This window comes from Tardiphaga sp. GW822-FHT04G09 (assembly GCF_058800725.1).
Map to the genome: position 1 here is coordinate 547741 of NZ_JBXAMO010000002.1, position 12560 is coordinate 560300.

The following is a 12560-nucleotide window of genomic DNA, read 5'->3' on the forward strand; positions in this document are numbered from 1 at the left end:
ATGCGATTCATGATGCTGATGATCCCCGGCGGCTATGAGACTGCGGCGCCGGGTACCGTGCCGGATGACGTCGAGCGCGTCGCTGCGATGATGGACTATAACAAGGCGCTGATGGATGCCGGCGTGCTGATTACCTGCGACGGGTTGCACCCGCCATCGATGGGCGCGCGCGTGTCCTTTCCATCCGGCAAGCCGGTGGTGACCGACGGGCCGTTCGCGGAATCAAAGGAAGTGCTCGGTGGCTACTGGATGATCGACGTCGCCTCGCGCGACGAGGCGATCGCCTGGGCCAGTCGTTGCCCGGCGACGCCCAACGAGGTGATCGAGATCCGCCAGGTGCAGGAAATGGCGGATTATCCGGAGGACGTGCAGGTGGTCGCCTCGGGATTCGAGGACATGCAGACCACCGCGGGGCGCTTGGGTGAGGCAAAATCGCTGCGACGGGCCTGAAACGGTCTTATCGCAACATGGTCGCACGCCCGCCGCAGGATTTCCGCATGCGGCGGGCGTTGATTTGTTGAGGGAATTTGCGCCGGTCGTGCCGTTTTGGTGTGACCTTTTGGCCCAGCTCATGTAAAAGCCCTTCACATGAGCTGGCACAAGGACCGTCGCGGCGAGCGCGGCTATCATCACGGAAATCTGAAAGAGGCGCTGCTGCAGGCGGCGCTCGGGCTGATCGCAGAGAAGGGGCCGGCGGGCTTCACCTTTGCGGATGCCGCACGCACGGCCGGCGTCAGCGCGGCGGCGCCGTATCGTCATTTCCGCGACCGCGACGATCTTCTCGCCAGCATCGCGCAGCGGGGCTTCGAACAATTCGAGGCGACGCTGACCGCGGCCTGGGACGATGGACGGCCGGATACGGTCACGGCCTTCGAGCGGATCGGCAAGGCCTATCTCAACTTCGCGCGGACTGAACCCGCCTTCTATTCGGCGATGTTCGAGTCGGGAATTCCCGCAGATTCAAGCCCTGAACTGGCGGCTGCGGGCGAACGCGCCTTCGGTGTGATCCGCGCAGCCGCCGAGCGTCTGGCCGCGTTGACGCCGCCGGGTGTGACGCGTCCGCCAGCGATGATGATGGCGCTGCATATCTGGTCGCTGTCGCACGGCGTGGCCTCGCTGTTCGGCCGCGGCGATGCCGCGCGACGCAAACTGCCGATGTCGCCGGAAGATCTGCTGGAAGCCGGCGCGCTGATTTATTTGCGTGGACTGGGTTTTCCGGCCGACCAAAAGCCGCCCCAGGCCGACACATCCTCGGCACCCAGATCGGGTCCTTGGGGAACCGCCCCAAAATAATTCGCGGCGCTCCCCTTGCGGTCGCCTTGACAAAATCCGGCCGTGAGCTACGTATGTAAATGTTATTTACATTCACAAGCGGCATGGTGCCGCTGATGGAGAGGAAGATGGCCAACGCTGCAGATTACAATCGATGGGGGCCGCCCGCCGATGATCGGGTGTCCTACCAGATGCGCTCACCATGGCACATCGTGTTGATCGTGCTCGGTTTTATCATCTGGTGGCCGGTTGGCCTCGCACTTCTCTTCTTCACACTCGGGAGCAGAAAAATGGGTTGCTGGGATCGTCACGGCCGTTTCGAGAGCAAGATGGAGCGGATGCAGTACAAGATGGAGCGTATGCGCAACCGCATGGAGCGCTCGGGCTTCGGGTCGGGCTTCGGCTTTGGTCCGCCGACCTCCGGCAATCGCGCCTTCGACGAATACCGCGTCGAAACCCTGCGCCGGCTTGAGGAAGAGCAGCACGAGTTCAAGAACTTCCTCGATCGCCTGCGTCACGCCAAGGACAAGGAAGAGTTCGACCAGTTCATGGCGCAGCACCGCCCCAAGCCCACCCCGCCGACCGATAACAATCAGCCGCAGGGCTAACAGCCGGAAACTGATTGGCGTCAGGCGGTAGCACCCCTTCGCCCGATGCCGCATCGCCGCCCGCCTGATCATTCAGGCGGGCGGTTTTGCGTTGTCACGCGCTCTTCACGAACAAGCGAATACCGCTTCATTTCTCGGCCAAAACACACTTTGGTAACTCCGCATTAACCATGACTGGCGTCTGGTAAAGGCCGCAGAAACGCGTGCAAGCCCTTGTTTTGACATGTTGGCAGGGAATTTAGGGCTCGGCTTTGGACAAGCCCTCCATGCGACACAACAAGAACATTGCACTGGCGTTCCGCGCCGCGCGCGATGCGTGGCCGCGACACCGGCGATGAGCAAGTCGCTGGCAAATTGAGGATTTTTGCGTTGAGAGGATACCGTTCATGAACCCGGCCGATGTGGCGCAGTCAGCCCTGCCGCTGGCTTCATCCGACGTTTCGCTGATCGCGCTGTTCTTGCAGGCTCACTGGATCGTGAAAGCGGTCATGCTGGGACTGCTGGGCTGTTCGGTGTGGGTCTGGGCGATCGCGATCGACAAGATGTTCCTGTATTCGCGCACACGCCGCGCCATGGACCGGTTCGAGCAGGCCTTCTGGTCCGGCGAGTCGATCGAGGATCTGTATCGTGCGCTGTCCGCCAAGCCGACGCAGTCGATGGCGGCGTGTTTCGTTGCGGCCATGCGTGAGTGGAAGCGCTCTTTCGAAAGCCAGGCACGCTCCTTCACCGGTCTGCAGATGCGCATCGACAAGGTGATGAACGTCTCCATCGCCCGCGAGGTCGAACGCCTCGAGCGCCGGCTTCTGGTGCTGGCGACGGTCGGTTCGGCCGGTCCCTTCGTCGGCCTGTTCGGCACCGTCTGGGGCATCATGTCGAGTTTCCAGGCGATCGCGGCGTCGAAGAACACATCGCTGGCGGTGGTCGCACCGGGCATCGCGGAAGCGCTGTTTGCCACGGCCATCGGCCTTATCGCCGCCATCCCGGCGACTATTTTCTACAACAAATTCACGTCAGAAGTGAACAAACAGGCCCAGCGCCTGGAGGGGTTTGCGGACGAGTTTTCAGCGATCCTGTCGCGCCAGATCGACGAGCGCGCCTGATGGGTGATGAATTGAACCTTGAAGTGAGCACCCTGTCATGGGGATGAATGTGGGCTCGGGCGGTGGTGGCGGAGGTCGGCGCGGGCGCCGGCGTGCTGCCGTCATGGCCGAGATCAACGTCACCCCGATGGTCGACGTCATGCTCGTGTTGATGATCATCTTCATGGTGTCGGCGCCGCTGATGACCTCGACCATCGATATCGATTTGCCGATCGCTAGCGGCGGCAAGTCGATATCGCAGAATGCGCCGCCGCTCACCGTGTCGGTGAAGCGCACCGGCGGCGGCTGTAATTCGGCGGTTGAAATGTATATCGGCGACGCTCTGGTGCCGGCGAGTGAGCTCGACGCCAAGATCAAGGCAATCCGGGCGACGCGTTCGGAGGCAGACAACACCGTGTTTCTCCGTGGTGACAAGGACGTCTGTTACACGGACATGATGAAATTGCTCGGCACCGTTCGCTCTGCCGGATTCAAGGCCAATATCGTGATCCTGCCGGAGCAGGGGACGTAAGCTCGTGGAACAGCCGGTTGATCGGGGCAGGAGCAGGATTGGAAATCTGATGGTGAAGGTCGACAAGACACTCATCGCATCGGTAGCCCTGCACGTCATCGTGATCGGGTGGGGACTTCTCACGTTCTCTTCCAAGGCATTGGAAGTGATGCCGGAGGATTCCGTCGGGGTCGACATCAGCGTCGAAAGCCAGTCCATGGTCGGTCAAAAGACCGGCAAGAAGGAAAATCCGAAGCCGAAGGTGGAGAAGGTCGCCGAGGCCAAGCCGCCGGTCGAGGATACCGTCGGCAAGATCGACGACAAGAAGCCGCCGGTGATCACCGAGACGGCGCCGAAGGAACAGCCGAAGACTGACGAGAAGGCCGCGGCCGAAGCAGCGAAGGCGGAGGCTGCGGCGAAAGCCGAGGCTGCTGCGAAAGCCGCGGCGGATGCCAAGGCCAAGGCGGAAGCAAAAGCCGCGGCAGTGGCCGACGCCAAGGCAGAGGCCGAAGCGAAGGCAGAGGCTGACGCCAAGGCTCAGGCAGACGCCAAGGCGAAGGCCGAAGCGCAGGCCAAGGCAAAAGCGGAGGCAAAGGCCAAAGCGGAAGCCAAGGCCAAGGCTGACGCCGAAGCGAAAGCCAAGGCTGAAGCAAAAGCTCAGGCGGAGGCGAAGAAGGCCGAGCGCGTGTTCGACCAGTCAAAGATCGCAGCGCTAATCGACAAACGCGATCCGACGCGCAATTCGGTGACGGGGTCCGACCTCAATCCGAACGAGGCTCTGGGGTTGGCGAAAGGCAGTGCGAGCAACAACGTCGCCACCTGGGGCGCGATGTTCAAGTCGCAGGTCGAACGCTGCTGGAAGAAGCCCTATGGCGGCATCGAAGCGCAGATGACCGAGTCGATTTTCAGCATCAAGCTGAAGCGTGACGGGTCGTTGGAAACGACGCCGGTTGCCATCAGCAACCCGTCGACGCCGTATTTCCGCGTCTATCAGGAGAGCGCACTGCGTGCGATCATCGAATGTGCGCCGTATAAGCTGCCTCCAGCGTTTTTCGAGGAGTGGAAGTTTTTTGAACCCGTTTTCACCGAACGACGGTCATAAGCACGTCACCTCTGGTGACAATCACGATTACCGAGCAAAGTCCGCAATAATGACCGACAAGAATGGATTGCCCCCGATGTTGTTTCGCCCAAGCCGCCGACAGATCATCACAGGAATGGCGTCGACCGGTCTGCTGATGGGCACCGGTGCGCGAACCGCCTTCGGTCAGGCGCGCGTGCAGATCACCGAAGGCAACGTTGCGCCGCTGCCGATCGCCATCCCTAATTTCTCCGCAGGCACAGGCGCGGACAACGAAGTGAGCGTCGGCGTCTCGCAGGTCATCACCAACAATCTCAAGCGCAGCGGTCTGTTCGCGCCGATCGATCCTGCGGCCTTCGTTGAGAAGGCCATCAACATCGATGCGCCGCCAAACTTCCAGAACTGGAAGACCGTCAATGCGCAGGCGCTCGTCACTGGCCGCATGACCCGTCAGGGCGATGGACGTCTGAAGGCCGAATTCCGGCTATGGGACGTCGCCACCGGTCAGCAATTGGCCGGCCAGCAATATTTCACCTCGCCGGAATACTGGCGCCGTATCGCCCACATCATCTCGGACCAGATCTATGAGCGTCTGACCGGCGAAAAGGGCTATTTCGACAGCCGCGTGGTGTTCGTCGATGAGACGGGCTCCAAGGAGCGTCGCGTCAAGCGATTGGCCCTGATGGATCAGGACGGCGCCAATGTGCGCTACCTGACGCGCGGTGCTGACCTGGTGCTGACGCCGCGTTTCTCGCCGTCCACGCAAGAGATCACCTATATGGAATTCGGCCAGGGTGATCCCAAGGTCTATCTCTTCAACATCGAGACGGGTCAGCGGGAGGTCGTCGGCAACTTCCCGGGCATGTCGTTCTCCCCGCGCTTCTCGCCGGATGGCCAGCGCGTCATCATGAGCCTGCAGCAGGGCGGTAATTCTAACCTGTTCGTGATGGACCTTCGCTCGAAATCAACCACGCGCCTCACCGATACGCCGGCGATCGATACCTCGCCGTCCTACTCGCCGGATGGTTCGAAGATCTGCTTTGAGTCGGATCGCGGCGGTAAACCACAGGTCTATACGATGGCCGCCACCGGCGGACCCGCGCAGCGCATCTCGTTTGGCGAAGGCAGCTATTCGACCCCGGTCTGGTCGCCGCGCGGCGACTACATTGCCTTCACCAAGCAGGGCGGCGGACAGTTCTCGATCGGTATCATGAAGCCGGACGGGTCTGGCGAGCGTCTGCTCACATCAGGCTATCACAATGAGGGTCCGACCTTCGCGCCCAACGGTCGCGTGATCATGTTCTTCCGCGATACGGGAGCGGGGCCATCGCTCTTTACGGTCGACGTGTCGGGACGCAACGAACTCAAGGTCCCGACGCCCGGCTTCGCGTCCGACCCGGCCTGGTCGCCGCTACTATCGTAAACAAACGATTGGCGGCGACGGACGGATTACCGGCTATTCCCGGCAAACTTTGCCCACCGCGCTGAAATCACGAGCAGATTTGCTGTTTATGCGAATGCTTAAACAGTTCGCTAACGATCTTCCCTCAGAAAGATTTCATCAGGACCCGGTACCAATGTGCGCCTGAACAGGACGCATTTACGCCCGATGCAGCTCGCCGACCACAACCGGACGAACAGCAAATCGATGTCGCCGTCGATCTACACGGCGCTCGTCGATTCATTGTTCGAGAACCCGATTCCGATGCTGGCCGGTGCGGTCTGCGCCGGAACCGGCGCAGTCATGACGGCTGTGAAGACCGGCAATCCTTTGCTGTGGCCATGCGCCGCCCTGATCATCGTCATCGGCGCTTTGCGGGCTATTCAGCTCAGCCGCTATGAGAAGCGCGAGACCGCGCTGACGCCTGACGAGGCGATCCGCTGGGAATTCAATTACATGATTGGCGGCTCGCTTTATGCAGCCGCGTTGGGCCTGTGGTGCTGGGTGGTTCTGCTCGGCAGCGATGATCCTGTCGCGCATATGCTTGGTACGGCAGTGACCGTCGCTTATATCGCGGCCGGGGCGGGCCGGACCTATGGCCGCCCGAAGATCGCGCAGTTGCAGGTGCTGCTGGCATGCGGCCCGATGGCGCTTGCACTGATTATCCACGGCGACTTTTACTATATCGGCTTCGCGTTTCTGAACGTCCTGTTCTTTGTCGGCCTGCGCCGGATCACCCTTCGTCTGCATGACGTCTACGTCAAGGCGCTGCTGGCCACCGAGCGGGTCGGCTCTATCGCCGGCCAGTTCGATACGGCGCTGAACAACATGCCCAATGGCCTGTGTATGTTCGGCGCCGATGGTCGGTTGGCGGTGCTCAACAATCGCTTCACCGCGATGATGGAGATTTCAGAGGATCTCGTACAGCGCGGCGTGACCGCTCGCGAAGTCGTCTCGCTCTGCGTCAATGCGGGGACAGTGTCGTCGGCCAGTGCGATGACCATCATCGGCGAGATTGAAAGCTCGAAGGCAGCCGAAATCACGACCCTTGATCATGCGCACGAGTGTGAACGCGCATTGTTGTGGAAGTTTCAGCCGATGATCGGCGGTGGTACGGTCGTTCTGCTTGAAGACATTACCGAGCGTCGCAATTCCGAAGCGCGTATCAGCCACATGGCGCGTTTCGACGAATTGACGGGGCTGCCGAACCGGGTCAGTTTCCGAAACGAAATTGGCCGCATGCTCAAGAGTTCGAACGATTCTACGCTGTCGGCCCTGTTGTTCGTCGATCTCGATCAGTTCAAGCAGGTCAACGATACGCTTGGTCACCCGTGCGGGGATCAGCTGCTGTGCATGGTCGCCGACCGGCTACGCGAGATGTTGCGCGCGGATGATTTCGTCGCTCGTTTCGGTGGTGACGAATTCGTGGTCTTCCAGCGCGCCATCAGGACCAGTCATGATGCCGCCGATCTGGCGCGCCGCATCGTCGAACGGCTCAGCGAGCGCTACGAGGTCGACAATCATCAGGTCGAAATCGGTGCCAGTGTCGGTATTGCCCTGACGGAACCCGATGTCAGCGCTGACCATCTCCTGAAGAATGCCGATATGGCGCTGTACCGCGCCAAGGCATCCGGCCGCGGCACGTTCTGCTTCTTCCGCGACGAGATGGCCCAGACGGTCGAGGCGCGCCGCGTACTCGAACTCGATCTGCGTCAGGCGCTCGCCAATGAAGAATTCGAGATTTATTACCAGCCACTGGTCAATCTGAAGTCGGGGCGGATCTCGACTTGCGAAGCGCTGCTGCGCTGGAATCATCCTGTTCGCGGCACTGTTTCGCCGGTCGATATCATTCCCGTCGCAGAAGACATGGGTCTGATCGTCGATCTTGGCCGCTGGATTTTGCGCAAGGCCTGTATCGAATGCATGAAGTGGCCGGATGCGGTCAGCGTCGCTGTCAACTTCTCGTCACAGCAGTTTCATCAGCGCGACGTATTAAGCGAGGTACGTTATGCCCTCGACGTGTCCGGCCTGCCGGCGCATCGTCTCGAAATCGAGATCACGGAATCGTCCCTGCTGCGTAACACGCAATGGACCCATGACGCCCTCGCGCAATTGCACGCAGCAGGCTGCCGGATTTCGCTCGACGATTTTGGCACCGGCTATTCGAGCTTGAGCTATCTGCACAATTTCCCGCTGCAGAAGGTGAAGATCGATCGCTCGTTCCTTGAAGGGATCGATACGGATCGTCCGTTGACCCTATTGCGCGGCGTGGCGCGCCTCAGTGCCGATCTCGGAATGACCGTTGTCGTCGAAGGCATCGAGACCAACGAGCAACTGGAGCTGATCAGCGCCGATGGCACGATCAGCGAGGCGCAGGGCTATCTGTTCAGCCGCCCGGTGCCTGCGACCCGTATCAGACAGCTCCTGGATGCGTCCCACGGACGTCGCGTGATCGAACACGACGTCAATGTCGAGGCCACACGTACGCCCGCCTGACCAGCCGCAGGCCACACTTCCGAATTTTCATTTCCGTTCGTTACGCCACGCCGAGCATGGGCAAAGGTTAACCACACTGTGGCAGAACCTTTGACAACTTTTAAGAAAGCTTTAACGTTTCCCTTACTCGCGTAGTCATGGCGTTGGTGCGTAGGAGACGGAATGATGGCTTCGGCCGATCAAGCGACTGAAGCTTCAAAGCGCAGCGATATTCTCGACCGGGTTGACTACCGTCTTGCCGAAACAGAAGCTGAGAAAGAAGCGATCTATAGCCTGCGCTATAGAGCCTATCTCCATGAGGGGGCCATCGAGCCTCGGGCGGATCGCCGTCTCGTCGACCGTTTCGATGCTTTGCCGAATTCATGGACTTTCGGGATATTCGTTGATGGCGAGCTCGCCAGTTCGCTGCGTGTCAGCGTAGCGACGCCGGACAATCCGGAAACGCCTGCCGTCGATGCATTCGGGGACTTGCTGCGTCCCGAGCTGGACAAGGGGAAGATCATCGTCGATCCGAACCGCTTCGTGGCCGACCCGAACAACCGCACCAAGTTTCCTGAACTGCCCTATATGACGGTTCGGCTGGGCTATGTCGCTTGCGGCTATTTCAAAGCCGATATCGGGACGGCGACCGTGCGCGCCGAGCATCGTGCATTTTATCGCAAGGTTTTCCTGCAGACGCCGATGTGCGAGCCGCGGCCCTATCCGACGCTGACCAAGCCGCTATGCCTGATGGCGGCCGACTACGCCTCGGTGCGCGAACGCATTTTCATGCGCTACCCGCATTTCCGCTCCAGTCTGTTCGAGCAGCGGGCTCTGTTCGAGCGCAAGAGCGAACCCCTGGCGCCGGATCTCCATTCATCCGAGTTCCATATTGCCAAGGCCGCGATGTCGCCGCGCACCTGAGGGTGAGGGGGCGACAGTCCCGTCGCGGCAATTGCTGACTATCCCAGCAGTCCCGCAGCAGGATTCTGTCTAAAACCATCTGCTTTCTCAGAACCTTCACCGTCGCGCCACATTTGCCAACCATTAACCACGTCGTTGCTTTTTCGCGGCCTGTGGCTTTTGATCGGTTTTGGCAACACCTCATCAAGGTTGACGGAACGTTCGCTTAACCAACGCCCTGTAGACCGAATGACAGTTGGGTAAAGCGTGAGCGTGGAGGCTCCGGGAATGAAGCATCAGATGCGTATCCTCCAGGGATTAAAACTGGCTGCAGTGCTGGCCGTGGCGCTGTCGATGGGCGCCTGCGCCAACAAGAACGGTTTGGGTGCCGATGGTGCGATGGCTAATGCCGCGACGCCGGGCAGCCAGCAGGACTTCGTTGTCAATGTCGGCGATCGCGTGTTCTTCGAGAGCGACCAGACCGAACTGTCGCCGCAGGCGATTGCGACCCTGGACAAGCAGGCGCAGTGGCTGCAGCAGTACAACCGCTACTCGTTCACCATCGAGGGTCATGCCGACGAGCGCGGCACCCGCGAATACAACATTGCTCTCGGCGCCCGCCGTGCCCAGTCGGTTCGGACCTTCCTGGCCTCGCGCGGGATCGATGCCAGCCGGATGCGCACCATCTCCTACGGCAAGGAACGCCCGGTCGCGGTGTGTAACGACATCTCGTGCTGGTCGCAGAACCGCCGCGCAGTCACCGTGCTGAACGCCGGCGCGTAAGCAGGCGTTGCTATCAAATAAAACGGCGTCTGCCTCGGGGCAGGCGCCGTTTTTGTTTTCAACGGGCGCCTTTGTCGCTGTCGAAAGTCACATTTTTGGCGTAGTGAAATTCTCATCGTGATGCGCGCCAATGGGGCGCGAAACCGGTCATTTTCAGGCTCAAATGTCATCCAGATCTCATTCGCTCGCCGGCGCTGCGCTCGTCTCCATGTTGCTCGTCACGGCTTCGCCGGTTTGGGCGCAGTTGTTTGGTCAACCGGCTCCCCGTCAGCAGGGCTACGGCCAGCAGCAGCCGGGCGACGACGATGCCGATCAGGGCTTGCAGATCGAGCGATTGCAGAACCAGCTGCGGCAGCTCACCGGCCAGAACGAGGAGCTGCAATTCCGTAACCGCCAGCTCGAGGACCAGCTTCGGCAGCTGCAGGCGGGTGGCGCGCCGGCCGGTGCGGCCCCCGGCGCTGCCGGTGGCCGGCCCAATATCGCTGCTGTCCCGGTGCAGCAGGCGCCGCAGCCCGGTTACAATCAACAACAGCCGCAGATCGCGGTTCCTGCACCAATTGCTCAGGATCCCGCGCCGGCTCCTCGCGCTGGCCGTCGTAACGATGCGTTCGATCCCAATGCCAACCCGAACGCGCCGGGCGTGCCGCGCGCACTCGGCGGTGGGCAACAACCGATGCCCGCAAACGCACCGGTCGGTGCGCAGGGCGGTCGTGGGGCCGGCGAGCCGCTCCCGCTGGGCAATGCTGCCCCGGGCGGAGCAGCGCCGGCACTGACGACCTTGCCGCCGGGCTCGACCCCGAAGGACGAGTTCGATCTCGGCATCGGCTACATGCAGCGTCGTGATTACGCGCTGGCCGAGGAGACCATGCGTAACTTCGCGCAGAAATATCCGGGCGATCCGATGATTGCAGATTCGCAGTATTGGCTCGGCGAGAGCTTCTTCCAGCGCCAGAAATATCGCGATGCTGCCGAGGCATTTCTGGGCGTGACCACGAAATACGACACATCCGCCAAGGCGCCCGATGCCTTGCTGCGGCTCGGCCAGTCGCTGGCCGCGCTGAAGGAAAAGGAAGCCGCCTGTGCCGCTTTCGGTGAAGTGACGCGGAAATATCCCCGCGCCTCGGCCGGCGTGAAACAGGGTGTGGACCGCGAGCAAAAACGCGTTAAGTGCTAAGGCGTGATCCCGAAAAGTGGAGCCCGGTTTTCGGATCGGATCACGCCCTGGCAGATCGACCCGGACAGTAAGCCGGGTCGCAACCGGTCTGATACGCATGTCCGACGACGACCAGTCGCCGATTTCGGCCCAGATGGCGAAACAGCTATTCGCTGACTGGGACTCCGCGCCGGCGCTGGTTCTTGCCGTGTCCGGCGGTCCTGATTCCGTCGCCCTGATGTGGCTCGCCGCGCGTTGGCGGCGTATGCGGAAACGTGGCCCCGACCTCATTGCTGTGACCATCGATCATGGCTTGCGCCCCGAAGCGGCCCGAGAGGCGCGCGACGTCAAGCGGCTTGCGACCTCCCTTGGCATTGCTCATCGCACCATGCGCTGGACCGGCACCAAGCCGAAAACCGGGCTGCCTGCTGCGGCACGTGAGGCGCGCTATCTGCTACTTGCCAAGGCCGCGCGCAGTGCCGGCGCCTCCCATGTGCTCACGGCGCACACTCGCGACGACCAGGCTGAGACCCTGCTGATGCGGATGGCGCGCGGCAGCGGCATCGCCGGCCTTGCAGGCATGGCGCGGCAGACCGAGCGTGACGGGGTCCAGCTCGCGCGTCCCTTTTTGCACATCGCCAAGGCGCAACTTGTTGCCACGCTGACCAAAGCGAATATCGATTTCGCGACCGATCCCAGTAATTCCGACCCCAGCTACACCCGTCCGCGGCTGCGGGCGTTGATGCCGACGCTGGCGTCCGAGGGCTTCGATTCACGTAATCTCGCCCGACTGGCGATGCGGTTGCGGCGCGCCCATGCGGCGCTGGAGCTGATGGTCGACGGCGCAGAACGTTTTCTGGCGCTGCATAGCCCGGGCAGGGTGCCGGAAACCATCGACGCAGGGGCCTTTGCGGGGCTGGCCGAGGAAATCCGCGTCCGGCTGCTGTTGCGAATGATCAATCAGGTCGGGCACGAGGGCCCGGCAGAGCTCGGCAAGGTCGAAACACTGGTGTTGGCCATGGGTCAGGCTGCGCGATCGGGCGGAAAAGGTATCCTGCTGAAGCAGACGCTGGCGGGCGCCATGATTACGCTCACGCAGGATCGCCTGAGAATCGTTCCAGCGCCGCCAAGACGGCGTCCGGCAGATTGAGTGCAAAGACGTACCTGCTGTCCCACAGTACCTTAACCACCGTGGGAAAACCCTGTCAGCACCGCCATTATTTGAACCGGAAATGCGCGTAGATGCGTTAAATA

12 protein-coding genes are annotated in these 12560 nt (G+C 61.4%); all 12 read left to right on the forward strand.

The window, feature by feature from the left end; genetic code table 11:
- The 12 genes from AC1RLZ_RS06345 (at position 1) to tilS (ending at position 12456) form a co-directional block, all read left to right on the forward strand.
- Positions 1–450, forward strand: a complete 450-nt coding sequence (locus AC1RLZ_RS06345; protein WP_493187918.1) for a YciI family protein — start codon at positions 1–3, stop codon at positions 448–450.
- Between the two features lie 138 nt (positions 451–588).
- Positions 589–1293 (forward strand): TetR/AcrR family transcriptional regulator, encoded by a 705-nt coding sequence (locus tag AC1RLZ_RS06350; RefSeq protein ID WP_493187919.1) that lies wholly within the window; start codon positions 589–591, stop codon positions 1291–1293.
- 107 nt (positions 1294–1400) lie between these two features.
- Entirely contained in the window at positions 1401–1880 is a 480-nt protein-coding gene (locus AC1RLZ_RS06355; RefSeq protein ID WP_371421591.1) for a DUF2852 domain-containing protein, read from the forward strand.
- A gap of 386 nt (positions 1881–2266) precedes the next feature.
- Positions 2267–2980: a protein TolQ gene (gene tolQ, locus AC1RLZ_RS06360; RefSeq protein WP_116661140.1), complete on the forward strand. Its 714-nt coding sequence runs from the start codon at positions 2267–2269 to the stop codon at positions 2978–2980.
- Positions 2981–3017: 37 nt separating this feature from the next.
- Positions 3018–3491 carry a biopolymer transporter ExbD gene (locus tag AC1RLZ_RS06365; RefSeq protein ID WP_493187920.1) on the forward strand — a complete coding sequence of 158 codons (474 nt, stop codon included), beginning with the start codon at positions 3018–3020 and terminating at the stop codon, positions 3489–3491.
- Positions 3492–3543: 52 nt separating this feature from the next.
- Positions 3544–4572: a cell envelope integrity protein TolA gene (gene tolA, locus AC1RLZ_RS06370; protein WP_493188007.1), complete on the forward strand. Its 1029-nt coding sequence runs from the start codon at positions 3544–3546 to the stop codon at positions 4570–4572.
- A gap of 76 nt (positions 4573–4648) precedes the next feature.
- Entirely contained in the window at positions 4649–5974 is a 1326-nt protein-coding gene (gene tolB / locus AC1RLZ_RS06375) for a Tol-Pal system beta propeller repeat protein TolB (protein ID WP_116661598.1), read from the forward strand.
- Positions 5975–6160: 186 nt separating this feature from the next.
- A complete protein-coding gene (locus AC1RLZ_RS06380; protein WP_493187922.1) occupies positions 6161–8488 on the forward strand; it encodes a putative bifunctional diguanylate cyclase/phosphodiesterase in 2328 nt (775 codons plus the stop codon).
- A gap of 165 nt (positions 8489–8653) precedes the next feature.
- Positions 8654–9391 (forward strand): N-acyl amino acid synthase FeeM domain-containing protein, encoded by a 738-nt coding sequence (locus AC1RLZ_RS06385; RefSeq protein ID WP_493187923.1) that lies wholly within the window; start codon positions 8654–8656, stop codon positions 9389–9391.
- A 267-nt stretch (positions 9392–9658) separates the two neighbouring features.
- Positions 9659–10153, forward strand: coding sequence for a peptidoglycan-associated lipoprotein Pal (gene pal / locus AC1RLZ_RS06390; RefSeq protein WP_068733555.1), 495 nt, complete (start codon positions 9659–9661; stop codon positions 10151–10153).
- 163 nt (positions 10154–10316) lie between these two features.
- Positions 10317–11327 (forward strand): tol-pal system protein YbgF, encoded by a 1011-nt coding sequence (gene ybgF, locus AC1RLZ_RS06395; RefSeq protein ID WP_493187924.1) that lies wholly within the window; start codon positions 10317–10319, stop codon positions 11325–11327.
- A gap of 97 nt (positions 11328–11424) precedes the next feature.
- Positions 11425–12456 carry a tRNA lysidine(34) synthetase TilS gene (gene tilS, locus AC1RLZ_RS06400; protein ID WP_493187926.1) on the forward strand — a complete coding sequence of 344 codons (1032 nt, stop codon included), beginning with the start codon at positions 11425–11427 and terminating at the stop codon, positions 12454–12456.
- The last annotated feature ends 104 nt before the right edge of the window (positions 12457–12560 follow it).